16 protein-coding genes are annotated in these 18,833 nt (G+C 39.2%); 4 read left to right on the plus strand and 12 right to left on the minus strand.

Annotated features, from left to right (window positions below; genetic code table 11):
* Position 1: 1 nt before the first annotated feature.
* From HNP38_RS16270 to HNP38_RS16315, 10 genes are all read right to left on the minus strand, one after another.
* Positions 2-1,183 carry a hypothetical protein gene (locus HNP38_RS16270; protein ID WP_184191465.1) on the minus strand — a complete coding sequence of 394 codons (1,182 nt, stop codon included), beginning with the start codon at positions 1,181-1,183 and terminating at the stop codon, positions 2-4.
* Between the two features lie 281 nt (positions 1,184-1,464).
* On the minus strand, positions 1,465-2,235 hold the full coding sequence (locus HNP38_RS16275; protein ID WP_184191467.1) for a hypothetical protein: 771 nt from the start codon (positions 2,233-2,235) through the stop codon (positions 1,465-1,467).
* 17 nt (positions 2,236-2,252) lie between these two features.
* Positions 2,253-3,017, minus strand: coding sequence for a sulfite exporter TauE/SafE family protein (locus HNP38_RS16280; RefSeq protein WP_184191469.1), 765 nt, complete (start codon positions 3,015-3,017; stop codon positions 2,253-2,255).
* Positions 3,008-3,460 (minus strand): FixH family protein, encoded by a 453-nt coding sequence (locus HNP38_RS16285; RefSeq protein WP_184191471.1) that lies wholly within the window; start codon positions 3,458-3,460, stop codon positions 3,008-3,010. Before HNP38_RS16285 ends, HNP38_RS16280 begins: the two co-directional genes overlap by 10 nt.
* 92 nt (positions 3,461-3,552) lie before the next feature.
* Positions 3,553-5,007 carry a cytochrome c oxidase accessory protein CcoG gene (gene ccoG / locus HNP38_RS16290; RefSeq protein WP_184191473.1) on the minus strand — a complete coding sequence of 485 codons (1,455 nt, stop codon included), beginning with the start codon at positions 5,005-5,007 and terminating at the stop codon, positions 3,553-3,555.
* Positions 5,008-5,099: 92 nt separating this feature from the next.
* Positions 5,100-5,978, minus strand: coding sequence for a c-type cytochrome (locus HNP38_RS16295; protein ID WP_184191475.1), 879 nt, complete (start codon positions 5,976-5,978; stop codon positions 5,100-5,102).
* A 9-nt stretch (positions 5,979-5,987) separates the two neighbouring features.
* On the minus strand, positions 5,988-6,185 hold the full coding sequence (locus tag HNP38_RS16300; protein ID WP_048512090.1) for a cbb3-type cytochrome oxidase subunit 3: 198 nt from the start codon (positions 6,183-6,185) through the stop codon (positions 5,988-5,990).
* A gap of 18 nt (positions 6,186-6,203) precedes the next feature.
* Positions 6,204-8,465: a cytochrome-c oxidase, cbb3-type subunit I gene (gene ccoN / locus HNP38_RS16305; RefSeq protein WP_184191477.1), complete on the minus strand. Its 2,262-nt coding sequence runs from the start codon at positions 8,463-8,465 to the stop codon at positions 6,204-6,206.
* A gap of 7 nt (positions 8,466-8,472) precedes the next feature.
* Positions 8,473-8,703: a cbb3-type cytochrome oxidase assembly protein CcoS gene (gene ccoS / locus HNP38_RS16310; protein WP_184191479.1), complete on the minus strand. Its 231-nt coding sequence runs from the start codon at positions 8,701-8,703 to the stop codon at positions 8,473-8,475.
* A 109-nt stretch (positions 8,704-8,812) separates the two neighbouring features.
* Positions 8,813-11,191 carry a heavy metal translocating P-type ATPase gene (locus tag HNP38_RS16315; RefSeq protein WP_184191481.1) on the minus strand — a complete coding sequence of 793 codons (2,379 nt, stop codon included), beginning with the start codon at positions 11,189-11,191 and terminating at the stop codon, positions 8,813-8,815.
* A gap of 89 nt (positions 11,192-11,280) precedes the next feature.
* On the opposite strand from HNP38_RS16315, the gene HNP38_RS16320 reads away from it, so the two are divergent.
* The 4 genes from HNP38_RS16320 to HNP38_RS16335 are packed head-to-tail and all read left to right on the plus strand — an operon-like array spanning position 11,281 to position 13,876.
* Positions 11,281-11,994 carry a Crp/Fnr family transcriptional regulator gene (locus HNP38_RS16320; protein WP_184191662.1) on the plus strand — a complete coding sequence of 238 codons (714 nt, stop codon included), beginning with the start codon at positions 11,281-11,283 and terminating at the stop codon, positions 11,992-11,994.
* Positions 11,995-12,053: 59 nt separating this feature from the next.
* The gene (gene panB, locus HNP38_RS16325) at positions 12,054-12,869 is read left to right on the plus strand and encodes a 3-methyl-2-oxobutanoate hydroxymethyltransferase (RefSeq protein WP_184191483.1); all 816 of its coding nucleotides are present in this window, start codon (positions 12,054-12,056) and stop codon (positions 12,867-12,869) included.
* A gap of 3 nt (positions 12,870-12,872) precedes the next feature.
* Positions 12,873-13,196 (plus strand): hypothetical protein, encoded by a 324-nt coding sequence (locus HNP38_RS16330; RefSeq protein ID WP_184191485.1) that lies wholly within the window; start codon positions 12,873-12,875, stop codon positions 13,194-13,196.
* Positions 13,196-13,876 (plus strand): RluA family pseudouridine synthase, encoded by a 681-nt coding sequence (locus HNP38_RS16335; protein WP_184191487.1) that lies wholly within the window; start codon positions 13,196-13,198, stop codon positions 13,874-13,876. Before HNP38_RS16330 ends, HNP38_RS16335 begins: the two co-directional genes overlap by 1 nt.
* A 47-nt stretch (positions 13,877-13,923) precedes the next feature.
* Here the strand turns inward: HNP38_RS16335 and HNP38_RS16340 are convergent, their stop codons facing one another.
* Positions 13,924-16,128, minus strand: a complete 2,205-nt coding sequence (locus HNP38_RS16340; RefSeq protein WP_184191489.1) for an outer membrane beta-barrel family protein — start codon at positions 16,126-16,128, stop codon at positions 13,924-13,926.
* 428 nt (positions 16,129-16,556) lie between these two features.
* Positions 16,557-18,827 carry an aconitate hydratase gene (locus HNP38_RS16345; protein ID WP_184191491.1) on the minus strand — a complete coding sequence of 757 codons (2,271 nt, stop codon included), beginning with the start codon at positions 18,825-18,827 and terminating at the stop codon, positions 16,557-16,559.
* Positions 18,828-18,833 lie beyond the last annotated feature (6 nt).

Here is an 18,833-nt window from a genome sequence, read left to right on the forward strand (position 1 = left end):
TTTATTTATAGATTTCCTTTTCCAACTGTTTCAGTTCTGCTTTTTCGTTGTATGATAAGTCCATTTCAACCAGCTTTTCCTGCATGTCATTAAGATATTTTTCCGCTTCTTTTTTATTTTCAAGAGCGACGTTCAGCCTGATCAGGTTGAAGAAAAGGTATTTCCCGATCTTGGCATTATAAGGAGCTTTCTTGTCTGTATAATTCACTTTTTTCAAAGCCTGGTCCCAAAGATCGGTCCCTTTTTTCATATTGGCAAAAGCAACTGTATTGCCCGCAGGGTCAGAATTAGCCTGAAGCTTTCTAAGATTTGTGGTCACATAAATATGGGCCTTTTCCAGGTCGTCATATTCACCTTTATTTTTTACGAATTCCAGTTTCACCTGTTTTGTAAGGGTTTTATAACCGTAATTATCATTCAGGAAAGCATTGATGGCCTTGATGTTATTCGTAAGGTATTTTTTCTCTTCCATAGGCCTGTTGATATTGTTGGAAGGCTGGGAAGATACAAAAATGAAGTCCTGGGAAATAGTGGTATTGATCTTTTCAGAACCGTTTTCCTTTACAATGATCTTCGTAGGCTGGTTAGCATAGGTTTGTCCTGCGTTATCCTGAAAATTAACGGTCTGCATATCAATATTTACATCTACATTAGGATTTCCTCTTTTGTAGCCGTCAATTAATATCTGTGATGCCAGAACATTATTATCAACGATAAAATAATCAGCCAGATTCGGTTCTCTGTATACAGGAGGCGAAGGCTTTATATAAACAGGTTTTGAAGGAAGCTGGAGCTGCGGCTTTAATCCTTTTTCCTGTAAAGTAAGACGTTCCAGAAGACTAAGCTTTTTAAATTCTGCCGATTCAAGAGCAAATTTCTCTTTAGCTTTGATCACATCTTCATTGTAATCCTTAAGAGCCTGCTGATGATCTTTCTGGCTTTCCGCGATCGTATTACTGAAGTTGGCAACAGCATCCTGATGCTCCTGTTTGGCCTGTTTTATTACATCTTCTTTGGTCAGGTTATAAGGCGAATTTACAGTAACGTTATAAGTCCTTGCATTCTCGCTTATGGAAGTCTGAGGTGTTTTTAAGACGCGGAAGTCTATGGTTTCAGAGTTAATACTCTGCGCATGTAAATTTAATCCCGAAATAAAAACAATAGACAATAAAAATTTTCTCATAAATAATTTAAAAATAGGTCGTAAAGATAATATTTTTAATAATATTAGAAATTAATTAATTTTTTATGCAGTGAACTTGTTTAAGCTTATCAAAAAATACCCAATATTTTAAACCATTAAGGAAAATTTAAGGAATAAAGGATCATTAAGATTAATCATTCTGATTGACCATCAAGCGAAGTTTACCTTAATAACTTATTGTATTTTAATGGTTCAAAAAATAAAAGTTTAAACAGATTTAGTATTTAAAAAACCTCCAGGATTTTCTGGAGGTTTTATTTCTATTCTGTGACGATAATTATTTTTTTATCTGAGTGTTTAAGAGGCTTTTCACTGTCACCAAACAGGGTATCCAGATCATAATCGATCCTTACGGAATAATCGTCTACCTTAGTGACCCAGTCATGCTTTCCGGTAATGGATTTGATCTTGTTTTCAAACTTTAAGGTGGTCCCGATCTTTTTATACATCATTTTCATCATACCTGTGGATTTCTCGGAATCTTCTTCAGGTGATTCATCGTCTTCCCCGGCAAAATCTTTCCCGCCTAAGACATCTTTGAATCCGTTCAGATTCAGGTTTTCCGTTTCTATGGTCAATGTCTTTCCGTCCCAGGAATTTAAAGCCATCTGGTCCAGCGGGAGCTTATCTTTTTTGGAAGAACTGCCTATGATCTGGTAATCAGCCATAGTGAAATGATCCATTTTCATGGATATGCCCATTATCTCATTATTTTCAACATTGGATTTCATGAAGATCTTTTTCATGATCCTTATAGAATCCGGATGGTCTGTTTTTAATTTTCCTTCTTTTTTTTCCAGTTCATAAAGGCTTGTCCATGTTTTGGGAAGTTTTTCCAGTTCGGTAAAGTCTTTTTTGCCATTTTTAGCAGAATCCGGAACCATAGATTTCATCATTTCCATGGCATCTTTCATATCAAGATCCATCACAGTGGTAGATGCTGAATCCTTATGATAGGTGATCTCTGAATTGACGGAACAGGATTGCAGCGCCAGAAGACATGCCGTTAAAATAAATAGAATTTTTTTCATGATGATTGAATTGAGGGTTAGTGACAATTTACTGAGCCATGCTGATGCCTGCTGTGATCTCCTTCCAGATGGCAGGAACCGTGGTCTTTGGAGATTCCCATTGCTTCGGCTCTGGGAGATAGATAAGGAATGCCCAGCTCCAGCCCTCTAACAATGAATAATCCGCCTAAGATGATCATAATGACAGGAATTAATTTTAATACTTTAATTCTGAATGCCTGGTTCATAAGGTTTCCCACAAGCACTACCGCAAACATGAAAGGTAAGGTTCCCAGCCCGAATAAAGCCATGTACAATGCTCCCTGCCATATTCCTCCGCTGGCCAGGCTGGCAGTTAATGCCATGTATACCATTCCGCAGGGGAGAAAGCCATTCAGGATCCCTGTTGTAAATCTCGAACGGTAATCTGCTTTTTGAAGCAGTTTTCCTAAATTAGATTTTACCGAGAACAGAAATTTGGAAAAGAAAGGGATCTTTGAAGCAAAATCTTTACCCCCAAAAGAAAATACGGCCATTACGATAAGCAGAATCCCAACGGCAATCGTCAGGTATTTCTGGAAACCGGCCATTTCAAAACCTTCGCCAATAATTCCGAGGATTGCCCCCAGTAAGGCATAAGTGAAAATTCTCCCGAACTGATAGGTAAGATTCTGAAGGTAGTAATTGGCGGCCTGTTTTTTTGTTAATCCCATCGACAAAGCAATAGGGCCACACATCCCGATACAATGGAATCCGGAAGCGAAGCCTAAGCCAATTGCCGATATGATAAGTGCTATTTCCATATCACATCATAATCCATTCTGTAATCTGTTTTGTCTTTTGCCCACATCAGTCTGAGCGTATAGTTTCCTTTTTTCAATACCTGTGCAGGAATTAAGAATGACTGTTGGGCATCAAGCTGTACGGTTTTTTTGATGTCCAGATTCTGATCGTCGGTTCTGTTTAAAACAAATTTTACTGTAGTATTGGCATTGTTATACTCTTTAGGGAAGGCGATTTTAATTCCGCCGGCAGATTGGTTGTATACAGGTTTTTCCTGTAAGTTATCTGCTCTTTTTTTGGCATCAATTACATTTTGGTACTGCAATTCTTCTTCATAATAATTATCGGTTACCATTTCTGAATTCTTTTGCCCGGCAGGGAAAAGAAACAGCATAGATAAGATAAATATTATGAAAGCAAATAAAGCAATTACAATACCATGTCCCCAACTAAAGTTTTTCATTTTTTCCGGATTTTTTATTTGTTTATGATCATCAGGACTCCTCATGATCTTGACCTTATTCGATGATTATGAATAAAGAAGGTTTTTAAAAATTAAAATTGTAATTTAAACGGCCCTTCAAAATATGTCTGATAAGAATCGATCAGTTTACCTTTGGTATCATAAACACCAATGGTGATGTTCTGTTTGGAAAGCCTCATCTCATTTTCAGGGAAAGTGATGTTAATAGTTCCCTTCGAGATCTTATCTCTGTCCACTATTATTTTACTTGAAGCACTGTAAATAATTTCCCCATGAGCTGGTTCCATTACTTTTATGGTAACGATCTTTTTCTCATTGGTCTTATTTAAGAAAGTATAATTGTATGTATTGGTAATTTTACCGTCTCTCACGAAGAAAGTACTTCCTGCAGGTTTAATGAACTTGGCCTCCATTTCTCCACGGCTGTATAGAAGATAGCCTAAGAATCCTGTAAGCAATACCAGAAATACGGCAAATCCCTTCATTCTCCCTGTAAACTTGAATGAGGTTTGTTGTTCTATTTCGTTTTCGGAAGCATACCGGATCAGCCCTTTCGGGAGGCCTACTTTTTCCATTACCTCGTCACAGGCATCAATACATGCGGTACAGTTTACACATTCAAGCTGCTGCCCGTCACGGATGTCAATTCCTGTAGGACAGACTACAACACACTGGTGGCAGTCGATACAGTCACCCTTTCCTGCTTCTTTCCTGTCTTCGCCTTTTCTCCACTTGGCTCTATTCTCACCACGTTTGAAATCGTAGAAAACGTTAATGGTATCTTTGTCTATCAAAACGCCCTGCAATCTTCCGTATGGGCATACCAATGTACATACCTGCTCCCTGAACCATGCAAATACAAAGTAAAACGCTGCGGTAAGCAGGATCATTACTATGAAATTGGTAGGGTTGGCGAAAGGTCCTTCGGAAACGATCCTTAATACTTCTTCGTAACCCACAATATACATGAACATAAAATGGGTAATAATTAAGGAAATAATGATATAAATAGACCATTTCAAACCTCTTTTCCAGATCTTTTCACTGTTCCAGGGTTGCCTGTCCAGCTTCATCTGCTTATTCCTGTCACCCTCGATAGCATATTCTATTTTACGGAAGATCATTTCAAGGAAAATTGTCTGGGGACATATCCATCCGCAGAAAATCCTCCCGAAAGCGATCGTAAAAACAATAATGAATATTAAAGAGGCAATGGCTCCTAATGTTAAGATGAAAAAATCCTGAGGATAGAAAGGCTGTCCGAAGATGAAAAACTCCCGGTCAATGACATTAAATAAAATTAAAGGGTTACCGCTGATCTTAATAAACGGTACTGCAAAATAAATGATTAATAAAACATAGCTTACAATGTTTCTATAGTTGGTATACTTCCCTTTTGGTTTTCTGGGAAATACCCATTTTCTTTTTCCGGATTGCTCCATTGTCCCTATAGAATCTCTGTAAGTCTCAGGGTCCAGAACCTGTCCCTGTCCGCCGCGCACTTCTATTTCTTCTATGTCTGACATTTTGTATACTGTTTAAAAAAGAAAAAACATAATTCGTTACTATTTTTTCTAATAACAAATTATGTTTTTTTCATATGTTTTCAATTTTTAAATTATTGTTTTTCCCAATGTGCTTCATCACCGTAAGGAGGTGCACCTCCTTCAGCAGGAGTAATGGGTTTCTTCATCTGGTTGATGGAGTAAACATAAGCGGCAACATTCTGAATATCAGTTCCTGTTAAAATCCCGTTTTTACCCCAAGCCTGCATCGCTGTTCCCGTAACTCCATTTTCAACAACATGGAAAACGTTTTTAAACAATGTTTTTTCAGGTTGGTTATGCCAGTAATTATCGGTTAAGTTTGGCCCGATACCTCCTCTACCTCCGTCTGAGTGACAGGATACACAATTGCTTTTGAAGACCTCTTCACCGGCAGCAATATTATCTTCAGAGAAAGCCGCAGATTCTATGGTTATCGCCGGCTGATCTTTCAAATAAGCTTCAACAGCTGCCATTTGCTCTTTATATTCTGTATCGTATTCTTTGATCGGGTGAGCAAAATCTGTAAAGGAGAATGCAGCAACATACACAATACAGAAAGCTGTCCCGAACCAGAATAAACCTACCCACCATTTTGGTAACTGGTTATCCAGCTCCATGATCCCGTCAAATCCGTGATCGATAAGGATATCTTTTTCTTCAGTTGCAGATTGCTTTTTAAAGGCACTATCATACAATCTTTTAACATATGGGATCTTTTTTTCTTTTAAATAAGCCGTTTTTTCTTCCGGGCTTAGTTTCTTGAATTTATTGTTCTCAATTAAATCTCCTATAGAACTGTGGATGTAAGCCAAAATACAGCCTATTACGATAGTTCCCCAGAAATAAGGTGAAGATAAAAACGTATAACTTTGAACAAACAGATAATAAAAAACTATTAAAAGTCCAACTATTATTAAGATGTTTACAAAAACCGGTGTTCTTTGTTTCATAATAAGTATTTAATTTTTTAAATTAAAATCGTCTTCATCATCCCCAAGTGGTGCCTCTTCTTCTTCTTTATAATACTTTTTAGGCCTGCTGAATACATAGATGACCAAAGCGACGAAGAACAGCATAAAGAAAATCAGAGCCAATGTCTGGTAAAAACCAGCATTTTCAGTATTGGATAATATATCTTTAAAGTTCTGAGGAATCATTTGAACCTTTTAATGTTTTTAGTTATTACTTGCTGTTTTTATTTCTGTTGTTTTAATATCCGTACCTAGTCTTTGCAGATAAGAGATAAGGGCTACAATTTCTTTTTTCTCAAGCTTTACATCAGGTCTCTTGGCATATTCCTCCTTCAAGTCAGCTGCTTCAGAGAAAATGTCTTTCACGATTTTTGCTGCCTGGTTATCTGCCCATTTATCCGCAGAGTCTATTTCAGCTTTAGTATAAGGTACGTCAAATGAGTTTTTCATCAGTTTCATTTTGTCTACCATTTTAGATCTGTCTAAGTTGTTGGCTATTAACCAAGGATAACGAGGCATGATGGAACCTGCGGAAGTAGATCTTGGGTTATACATGTGCTTGTAATGCCATGAACTTGGATTTTTACCGCCTTCTCTGTGTAAATCCGGTCCTGTTCTTTTAGATCCCCATAAGAATGGTCTGTCATATACAAACTCTCCGGCTTTTGAATACTGCCCGTTTTTACCGTTAAATCTTACGATCTCATCTCTGAACGGCCTTACCATCTGAGAATGGCAAGCATTACAGCCTTCACGAATATAAAGATCTCTACCTTCCAGCTCTAATGGAGAGTATGGTTTTACTGCTGAAATTGTAGGTACACTTTTCTTAAGAGACAGGGTAGGGATGATCTCTACCGAACTACCGATTGAAATAGTTAAGAAAGATAAAATACCCAATAATACTGGCATTCTTTCTAACCAAAGGTGAGTCCCTTCACCTTCTTTACGTTGATTGCTGATGTTAGCCAATGCTGGAGCCTCCGCAGGAACTTCCTTCTGGAATGAACCGGCCTTTGCCGTTTTGTAAACATTGATCACCATTAAAATGGCTCCTGAAAGATAGAATAATCCTCCTGCAAATCTTGCCCAAAAGAAAGGAATAATAGCAGAAACCGTATCCAGCCAGTTTTTCCATACCAGGGTTCCGTCCGGATTGAACTGCTTCCACATTAACCCCTGAGTGAATCCTGAAATATACATCGGAACAGCATAGAAGATAATCCCCAAAGTACCTAACCAGAAATGCCAGTTAGCTAATTTTACAGACCATATCTTGGTTCTCCATAAGATTGGAACCAAATAATAGATCACCCCGAATGCCATGAAACCATTCCATCCAAGGGCACCTAAATGTACGTGTCCGATAACCCAGTCAGTAAAGTGACCTATTTTGTTGATATTTTTAGTTGCTAAAAGTGGTCCTTCAAATGTTGCCATCCCATAGCAGGTAACTGCTACCACGAAGAACTTTAGGATAGGATTTTCCCTTACTTTATCCCATGCTCCCCTTAAAGTAAGAAGCCCGTTCAGCATTCCTCCCCATGACGGAGCGATAAGCATGATCGAGAACCCTGTTCCCACGGCCTGGGCCCATGCAGGAAGCGAGGTATACTGAAGGTGGTGAGGGCCAGCCCAGATATATACGAAAATTAATGACCAGAAGTGAATGATAGACAGTTTATAGGAGAATACCGGTCTGTCAGCAGCTTTCGGTAAGAAATAGTACATCAAACCTAATACTGGTGTTGTTAATACGAATGCTACTGCATTGTGTCCATACCACCATTGTACGATAGCATCTTTCACTCCTGCATATACAGAGTATGATTTCCATCCTGTGAAGGATAGGGGAACCTCAAGGTTATTGAAGATATGAAGCATTGCCACGGCGATCCAGGTACCAATATAGAACCAGATGGCTACATACAGGTGTCTTACCCTTCTTTTGGCGATGGTCAGGAACATATTGATCCCGAAGATGATCCATGAAAATGCGATTAAGATATCGATCGGCCATTCATGCTCAGCATATTCCTTAGAAGTATTGATCCCCATAAAGAATGTAATAAATACAGCCACAATCATGATCTGCCATGTCCAGAAATGAAGCCAGGATAGAGTATCACTATACATCCTTGCCTTTAATAATCTTTGCAGGGAGTAATAAATACCGGTATAAACGATATTACATACAAATGCAAAAATCACAGTACTCGTATGCAGCATTCTTATTCTACCGAACCCAAATGCCCCATGTGTGTTGATCAAGCCCTGGATATTCCCTGAAGCTAAACTGTTAATGGTGGTATCATCTGTTCCGAATAAGAACTCCGGAAGCTCCGGATAGAAAAGCATTAATGCCGCTGTAAGCCCGAACAGAAACCCTATGATCCCAAAAACTATGGTTGCATAGAGGAATGCACGGACAATACTGTTGTCATAACTAAACTTTTGTGTTTCCATATATCAACTATTCACTTTTTTCTTCAATTTTTTTATCGTCTCCTTTTTCTTTCTGGTCTGTCTTTTTGCCGTCTTTGCTTTCTTCATCTTCTTTGATCTCATCAGAGTCGAAGAGGATTCTTACAGCTGGAGATTCATCATCTTCAAACTGTCCTTTTTTGGCATTGACTATAAAAACGACCAGGAAAATTGCAGCTAAAGAAACACTGCATAAGATCATTAAATATAGAATATCCATTGGACAACAAAATTAACCAATTTTCGGGGTTCAAATTTAGTGAAAAATAATGACATTCATCACGAAATGCTGATTTCAGCTAATTTAAAATCAGTCTAAATAAGGCATTTTAAGCTGGTTTTTTGAAATATTTTCTTCCCAGTATCCACGTAGAAAGAGTAGTGAAAGTAACCACTGTAATAGAGCTGATTGGCATGATAACGGCAGCAAAAAGAGGGTGCATATTTCCTATAACGGCATAGCTTAGTCCCACAACATTGTATAGAAAGCTGATTATGAATGTCATTTTCACAATGGTTATCGAGCCTTTGCAGACGTTAAGGTACTTGTCAAGAGCTACCACTTTATCACCGTTCATAATGACATCGGATGACGGGGTAAAGGTATTGGTATCGTCAGAGATAGCGATGCCTATATTGCTCTGTTTTAATGCTCCGGCATCATTCAGTCCGTCTCCCAGCATGGCTACCTTTAGGTGCTTATCCTGAAGATTCCTGATGTAGTTTAGCTTGTCTTCAGGGCTTTGATTGAATGCCATTTCCTGATAAGCCGGGATCAGTTCCTTAAGCTGGTTTTCTTCGGATGAGTTGTCTCCGCTCAGAATGAAGATCTTATAGTGCGTAAGCTTTTGAAAAAGACTTTTAAGATTTTCGCGGTACTCATTTTTGAAGATGAATTTTCCTAAAAACTCATCATTTTTGCTGACATATACAGCAGTTTCAAGATTTTTGGCTTCCTGTCTGTTATAACGGGCAGAACCTATTTTATAAAGACTTCCTCTTACCTGGCCTTGGTAGCCTTTTCCTGAAATTTCCTCGAAGCTGTCCACCGGAAAATAATCATCCGGGATCTCCAAAAATTCATATAAGGATTTTGAAAGTGGGTGATTGGAATTTTTTAGTAAAGCTTTGATATTCAGCAAATCAAATTCCTGAATTTCAGAGCCTTCATATTTGATGTTTGATTTCTTTCTGTGGGTAATGGTTCCGGTTTTATCAAAAACAATCGTATCAAGCTTTGCAATCTTCTCGATGGTAAGAGTATCTTTTACATAGAATTTATTTCTGCCCAAAATCCGCATGATATGCCCGAAAGTGAACGGTGCAGAAAGAGCAAGGGCACAAGGGCAGGCAATGATCAGGATGGCGGAAACCACCTGGAACATTTTCTCCAGATCAATAAATGACCAGTAAATCCCGGAAATTAAGGCAATGCCTAAGATGATGAAAGTGAAATATTTACTGATGTTATTAGTGAGGGTATCCAATCCGGTTTCGTGCTTTTTAAACGCTTCTTTATTCCAAAGCTGTGTCAGGTAGCTCTGGTCAACATCTTTGATCACTTCAAGCTCCAAAGAAGAGCCGATCTGTTTTCCTCCTGCAAAGATCTTGTCGCCCGGTTTTTTGCTGATGCTTACGCTTTCTCCGGTGATAAAGCTATTGTCAATATTCCCTTGCCCATTGATCAGGATTGCGTCCACAGGAATGATTTCCTGGTTTCTTACCAGAATGCGGTCACCGACCTTGATCTCTGAAAGTAAGATATTTTCCTGCTTTCCGTTGAAATCTACCTTTGTGACGGCAATAGGGTAAAACGATTTATAATCACGGTCATAGGAGAGAGCATTATAGGTTCTTTTCTGAAACGTTTTACCTAAAAGCATGAAGAATAAGAGCCCGCATAACGTGTCGAAATATCCGGGACCATAATCCGTTACGACTTCATAAATACTTCTTCCGAAAAGAACAATGATCCCCAGTACGATAGGGACATCTATGTTGACAATTTTATTTTTTAATCCATACCAGGCAGACTTGTAATAATCTGAAGCAGAATAGAATACCACCGGGCACGCCAGGAGAAACATTAAAGTCCTGAAGAGTCCTTTGTAGTGATCCATCCAGTAATCTTCGCCGCCAATATATTCCGGAAAAGTAAGGAACATTCCGTTGCCAAAGGCGAAGCCTGCTATGGCCAGCTTGATCAGCAGGGACTTGTCCAGGTGCTCCACGTTTTTTTCAGCAGTTTCGAGGCTGATGACAGGCTTGTAGCCAAGGTTAGTTAAAAATTTAGCTAATTCGCTTAATTTTAGCTGATTATGATTGAATGCAATCTGCAGGGTTTTTCTTGTAAAGTTAACTTGGGAATACTTAATGTCCTTATTCAGGGTATGAAGGCTTTCCAGGAGCCAGATACATGAAGAGCAATGAATTACAGGGATTTTAAAGGTGACAAGGCTGGTTTCCCCCTCAGAAAAATCTGTGACCTTTTCAAAAATTTCAGGAGTATCCAGATAATCGAACTGAGAAGAGTTTTCATCGCTTGGGCGGATTCCTGCCTTTTTATTTAATTCGTAAAAATTACTTAAATTGTTGGTATTCAGGATTTCGTAGACGGACTTGCAGCCGTTGCAGCAGAAAATCCTATCATCAAAAAGAATTCTTTCCTTTTCTATACCTTGTCCGCAATGATAACAGTTCTCGCTCACCTTCATAAAATATTGACATACAAAATTATAACAATTTTTTTTGTTTATCGAGTTAAAATGTTCTATTTTTGTGATAAATGTCATATAAAATGCCGCAGGAAAAACAGTTAGCCATTGAAGAAAGATTTGCCAGAGTTTTTAATGATAAATCATTCAAAGAAAGACTTTCTAGCGCAGATTTTGAAAAATACATCAACGCAAAAAAAAGATTGAGCTTCCAGAAACACGATACTATTTTTGAGGACGGAGAAATCCCGAAAGGAGTATTTGTATTGGAGAAAGGTGCCGCTAAATTATCAAAGTCCGGCGCTTTCGGAAAAGATCAGATCTTACGTTTTATCAAAGAGGGTGATATCATAGGATACCGCTCGTTGCTTTGCGGTGAAAACTTCCAGGCAAAAGCTGAGGCTATGACGGACATTGAATGCGTTTTTTTGCCATCAGAGGTGTTTATGCACCTTTTAGAAGTTGATCCTCAGCTGTCTTTTGTAATGCTTCAGAAAATTGCTTATGAACTTGGGGAATCCTCTAATACCATTACTTTTCTGGCGCAAAAAACAGTGAGGGAAAGGCTGGCTGAAATTTTGCTTCTTCTGGAGCAGAAATTAGGAGTAGATCCTGAAGGATTCATTAAAATTTCTTTAACAAGAGAAGAAATTGCCAACATTATAGGCACGGCAACGGAAAGTGCCATCCGATTGATCTCTGAATTTAAGCAGGATCATCTCATCGAGGTTGATGGAAGAAACATCAAAATCCTGAATCATGACAAGCTAATGAAACTGGGACACGTAGTTTTATAATTCATACAAAACAAGGGTCGGCGGAAGCCGACTTTTTAACTTTTAAACATATCACAATTATGTCTGTTCATTCTGAAATTAAAAAAGTTACAACAGAGACCTTGCGAAAGATGAAATTCGATAAGGAAAAGATAACCATGCTTACGGCATATGACTTTACGACTGCGAAAATGGTAGATGCAGGAGGTATTGACACGATTCTTGTCGGGGATTCTGCAGCCAATGTTATGGCAGGTTTTGAAACCACATTGCCTATTACGCTGGATCAGATGATTTATCATGCGCAAAGTGTTGTTCGGGGAGTTGACAGAGCTCTGGTTGTAGCAGATTTGCCATTCGGGACGTATCAGAGCAACCCGGAAAAGGCTTTGGAATCTGCGGTGAGAATGATGAAAGAAGGCGGGGCTCATGCTGTGAAAATTGAAGGCGGGAAAGAGATCTCAAAATCCATCAAGAAGATCATTAATGCCGGAATCCCGGTAATGGGGCATCTTGGTTTGACTCCCCAATCGATCTATAAATTCGGAACGTATAAAGTAAGGGCAAAAGAAGAAGCTGAAGCTGAAAAGCTGATCAGTGATGCAAAGCTTTTGGAAGAATTAGGATGTTTTTCTGTCGTCCTTGAAAAAATTCCGGCAGATCTTGCCAAAACGGTATCAGAAAGTATTACCATTCCAACGATCGGGATCGGGGCCGGGCCTCATTGTGACGGACAGGTTCTGGTGTATCATGATATGGTGGGCATGAATAAAGATTTTACCCCTAAATTTTTAAGAAGATACCTTGATCTCTATACTGAAATTACAGGCGCGGTCGCCCAATACGTTAAAGATGTAAAAAGTGTGGATTTCCCTAACGAAAAAGAAAGCTATTAACCTATGAAAAATCAACAATCATTACAGGGAATCATCTCTATTATCGCTTTGGTATGCCTGGCTGCAGGATGGTTCAATTTTTTTTCTCCGGAGATCAATAATCTTCTTTCCCGGAAGATCTTTTATGTTTTGATAGGAATTAGCTTTTTTCTTCAGGCTCCTTTGCTTTCAAACAGAAATTTTACGTATGCCATGTATGCTGCTGCGGCCGTTTGTGTTATCGGGGCTTTCCTGCCTGTCGACTCAAAGCTTTCGGGGATTAAGACTATCGGGCTTCTGGCCGGGATCATTCTCTCCTTTACCAACAGGCCAAATCGGGTTCAGTGATGACGGAAGATCAGATCGTGTATGAAGATAACCATCTTATGGTGATCAATAAAAAAGCCGGCCAGCTTGTACAGGGTGATAAAACTGGTGATGAGTCTTTACTGGAATCCATCAAGAATTTTATTAAAAGAAGGGATGCTAAGCCGGGGAATGTTTTTCTTGGCCTGGTTCATCGTATAGACCGCCCGACTTCCGGCCTGGTAATTTATGCCAAAACCTCTAAATCGCTTACCCGTCTGACGCAGATGGTGAAAAACAGGGAGGTGAAAAAAACATATTGGGCTATTGTAGGCAAAGAACTGATCCCTCAAAATCAAAGGCTGATACACTACTTAAAGAAAAACGAAAAGAACAATAAGGCTATTGTGTTTCCTAAACCTACAGAGGGGGCAAAGGAAGCTGTTTTAACATATACTGTCATAAAGAGTCTGGATAATTACCTTCTTCTTGAGATAGACCTTGAAACGGGCAGGCATCATCAGATCCGTGCCCAGTTGTCCAAAATAGGGGCTCCGATAAAAGGAGACCTTAAATATGGATCACCACGCTCCAATCCTGACGGTGGGATCAGTCTTCATGCAAGAAAACTGGAGTTTATTCATCCTGTTACAAAAGAAAAAATACAAATAACAGCTCCTGTTCCGCAAAATGATGCAGTGTGGAAAGCATGTGAAGAATAAAAAATCGACTCAGAATGAGCCGATTTTTTTATGATAATATCCCGGATTTATTGTCCCTGCTGCATCACGCCTCCGTTTTCTTCTTTTTTAGTGGCGTTTAAGATATTAGGATCTTCTTTGGCCAGTTTATTCTTGGTTGGGATTTTATAATTGATAGACAATCCGAAGTTTCTGGTATCGTATTTATTACTCATGAATACACTTTCCCCTTCCGGCGGATTAGAACGTACCTGCATTTTTTGTCCGTTGAAAATATCATTGGCGAAAACAGAAAGAGTCAGACGGTTATTCATGAACTTCTTCGTTAAAGTAACATCGAAGGAATTATTGAATGGTTTTTCTGCTGTAAAGTAGAAATATCCTGCTTTCGGGGTCAGATAACTGTAATTGGCGGTCATCTTGATATCTTTAGGCAGGATCAGCTGCGTCATGATATTGAAGATCCAGAATCCCCTGTTATTCAGATTGTCGATCTCGTGCTTCTGGTACCCTGCATAGATGTACATGAAGTTGATCTTATCAGGATTGAAGTTGAATTTCATTACCTCGCTTAGCGGCTTGCTGAAGATCATGAACGGAACAGGAAGCCCTACATTGAAGTTGTGGATCCTCATGTTTGAAATGTTGATCTGTTCATTAAAAAGATTTTTACCACTTTTCCTCACGAGCTGTGCCACCTGGTCTTTTGCAGAACTTACACTATAGCCGATAAAAGCATAATCGAACGCTGAAATTTTCAGCTCATAATTATCAAAAATAGTAGGCTGCAGTTCAGGATTACCGTTTATCTGGGTATTCGGACCATAGAATATGACATTGTTGGGGTTCAGTGCGGAAATACTGGGTAAACTGATCTTTTTATTATAATTGGCAGCAATATATACCTGATTCATCAGATTATACTGAACACTGGCATTAGGGAATAATTTGAATTTGTTAAAAGGAATTAGGTTATCCTGAATAAGATCCCCATTTTTTGCATAATAACGGGTAATTCCGGAAATATCATAATTCTCGGCACGTGAACCCAAGGTGAAGTCAAACTTTTTTAGTTTCGCCTGAAATTCCAGATAAGTGGCGGCAGTCTGTCTCTGATATTCAAGATTGGTTAGGCCTTTGCTTTCCGTGTCGAAATTCTGCTTTTCATACAAACCTCCTAGACTTACTTTTCCACCGTCAAGGATGTTGATCGGCTGGGCATAATCTACTTTAAAGTTTGCGATATTCATATCAGATTCATTGTTTAATACATCATTCCTGCCGGCTATAAAATAAGGTTGATTAATATCCGTGTAATACCCCTGCTGGAAAAAATTATCCTGGGAAAACTTACTGTCAGATTTTGTATATCCGAACTGAAAATCCAGTTTCTGAGACTTATCGTCAAAACGTTTTTGATAGGTTACTACGGCTTCCTGTCTCAGGTTATTGGTGTGGGCGGCATCTGAGGCATCAAAAACAACTTCCCGGATCAAATTGGAGTTCAGATCCAAAACATCGGCCATACCCGCACTTAAAGTAGAGTTGTCATTATTGTTGTGGTAGATATCGTAATTTAATAATAGTCTATCCTGCCCTAATTCGAAAGTTAGTCCCGACTTAGCAAAATATCCGCGCCCTATCCTGTCAGTATTACTTCTGAATATGATATCCTGCGCCGATCTCAGGTTGCTCTCACGATAATTCTGGCCTACATTCAGCTGCCATCCGAAATATTTGTTACGGGCATTTAAATTGACGGAATTGGTGGTTCTGCTTCTGAATTGATCATAGTTGGTAAAAGAAAAGTTCCCGGAATAAGTAGCGGTTAAATATTTATTGGCATTCTTATTCGTGATGATATTCATGATGGCGCCTCCTGAAGTGGCAGGGAATTCTGCCCCCGGCTGTGTAATAACTTCAATTCTGTCTACTGAATTAGCTGGCATTCCTTCCAGAAAAGAATTCAGTTCATTGGAGGAAATATTAAGTGGCCTTCCGTTAAGATATACATCCAGTGCTTTCCCCTGATACATCATTCCTGCAATATCTGTGGAAATGAGTCCCGGAAGTTTTTTAATTCCCTCCAATACATTGCCGTTATTGAGTTGCGGTTGTTCAGAAAAGTCGAAGATCGTACGATCGGCTTTTTGTTCTACTGCTTTTTTAGTTTTGGTTATGGTAACAGCTTCTATCTGTTTTTCTTTTACCTGATTTTGAGCATAAGTAATGATAGAGCCTAAAAATGATAAAGCAATAATTGTTTTTTTCATAATGTTTTTTCCTACATTCGGTTAGACGCGGAAAAAAACGTTTTGTTACAAGGCTATACTTTAAAAACCGAAAGATGTGTACCGATTCTATTTTGGATGAATTTTTAAAATGACTGCTAAAGCGTTGTCCCCTTCATGGCTTTTTCTTCCTGATGGATCCGAACGGATAAAATGATATGGGAATGATAAGTATCATGGTTTTTCACGTGTTGCTAATAAAGGTATTCTTGTTATTTCAGGAATAGTATTCAGGAAATAATCGGGATGGAGGACAGGGTGGAATAAAAATGATTATAATGGTTTTATAAGGTAATCGTTTTAGGTTTATAAAATTAAAGAAATTTTTATGGCGTAAATCAGGAGATAGAGGACAAAATAAAAAGCCGCTTCCTTGGAAGCGGCTTTTTTACGATTAATCAATCTAACAATTAATTCTTTTCCTGTTGTTTAATTAAATTCAATGCAGATCCTGCTTTGAACCAATCAATCTGTTGATCATTGTAGGTATGATTGGCCATAATGATATCTTTAGTACCATCAGCATGTACAAATTCCAATGTCAACTGTTTTCCCGGAGCAAACTGGTCTAAGTCTAGGAAGTTTACAGTATCATCTTCTAAAATTTTGTCATAGTCAGCTTCATTAGCAAAAGTTAATCCCAACATACCTTGTTTTTTAAGGTTGGTTTCGTGGATCCTTGCGAATGATTTTACCAATACTGCCTTTACGCCAAGATGTCTTGGTTCCATCGCAGCGTGCTCTCTTGAAGAACCTTCGCCGTAGTTCTGGTCACCTACTACAATAGATGGGATACCTGCGGCTTTATAGGCTCTTTGAACGGCAGGAACTTCACCATATTCACCTGTCAATAGGTTTTTAACATGGTTTGTTTCCATATTGAAGGCATTTACAGCCCCGATCAACATGTTGTTAGAAATATTATCAAGATGTCCTCTGTATTTCAACCACGGGCCGGCCATAGAAATGTGGTCCGTTGTACATTTTCCGAAAGCTTTGATCAAAACTTTAGCTCCTTCAATGTTTTTTCCGTCCCAAGCGGGGAATTCTTCTAATAACTGAAGCCTGTCTGAAGTAGGGCTTACATTTACTACTACCGAGGAGCCATCTTCAGATGGAGCCTGATATCCGTTATCTCCAACATCAAAACCTTTTGCAGGCAATTCAAACCCTTTAGGCTCGTCTAATTTGATCTGTTCGCCTGCTTCGTTGGTTAAAGTATCTGTAATAGGATTGAAATCTAATCTTCCGGAGATCGCAACAGCAGCCACCATTTCAGGAGAAGCTACAAATGCGTGTGTATTTGGGTTACCATCTGCTCTTTTGGCGAAGTTTCTGTTGAAAGAATGAATGATAGAGTTTTTCTCTCCTTTTTCAGCCCCTTCTCTGTCCCATTGCCCGATGCAGGGCCCGCAGGCATTAGTAAAGATCCTTGCGTTTTCAAATTTTCTGAAAGAGTCTAAAAAACCGTCTCTTTCAGCAGTAAATTTCACTTGCTCTGAACCAGGATTGATCCCTAAGATGGCTTTAGGTTTAACTCCTTTTGCTACTGCATCTTCAACAATAGAGGCTGCTCTCGACAGGTCTTCGTAAGAAGAGTTTGTACAAGAACCGATCAAAGCCCATTCAACTTCCAAAGGCCATCCGTTAGCTTTAGCTTTGGCTCTGAATTCAGAAACAGGAGTCGCTAAATCCGGAGTGAAAGGCCCGTTCAGATGAGGAGTCAATTCAGAAAGGTTGATTTCAATGACCTGATCAAAATATTGTTCAGGGTTTGTATATACTTCAGCATCACCTGTTAAATGCTCCGCAATTTTATCAGCCGCATCCACCACGTCCTGTCTTCCGGTAGCCGCCAAATATCTTCTCATAGAATCATCATATCCGAAGGTAGAAGTGGTAGCTCCAATTTCAGCACCCATGTTACAGATTGTTCCTTTACCTGTCGCTGAAAGAGAGAGGGCTCCTTCTCCGAAATATTCTACGATACATCCGGTTCCGCCTTTTACCGTAAGAATTCCTGCAACTTTTAAGATAACGTCTTTTGCGGAAGTCCAGCCGGACATTTTACCTGTTAATTTTACTCCGATTAATTTTGGCATTTTCAGTTCCCACGCCATTCCTGCCATTACGTCTACCGCATCGGCCCCACCTACACCAATTGCCACCATTCCCAGTCCGCCTGCGTTTACCGTGTGAGAATCTGTACCGATCATCATCCCTCCGGGGAAAGCATAATTCTCCAGTACAACCTGGTGAATAATACCCGCTCCCGGTTTCCAGAAGCCGATTCCATATTTATCACAGACAGAGCTCAGGAAGTTGAAAACTTCAGAGTTTTTATTGATACCTTCCTGTAAATCTTTATCAGCACCTACTTTTGCCTGGATCAGGTGATCCGCATGAGCTGTTGAAGGAACAGCTACTTTAGCTTTTCCTGCCTGCATGAATTGTAAAAGTGCCATCTGAGCAGTGGCATCCTGCATCGCTACTCTGTCCGGTGCGAAATCTACATAAGAGTTTCCTCTTTCATATGCCTGTGTAGCATTCCCTTCCCAAAGATGGGTATAAAGGATTTTTTCTGAAAGGGTAAGAGGCTTTCCCACAATCTGTCTTGCCGCAGCAATCCTTTCAGGGTAGCGCTCATACACTTTTTTGATCATATCAATATCAAAAGTCATATCTAA

The sequence above is a fragment of the Chryseobacterium defluvii genome, assembly GCF_014204415.1.
GTDB classification, from domain to species: Bacteria; Bacteroidota; Bacteroidia; order Flavobacteriales; family Weeksellaceae; genus Chryseobacterium; species Chryseobacterium defluvii_A.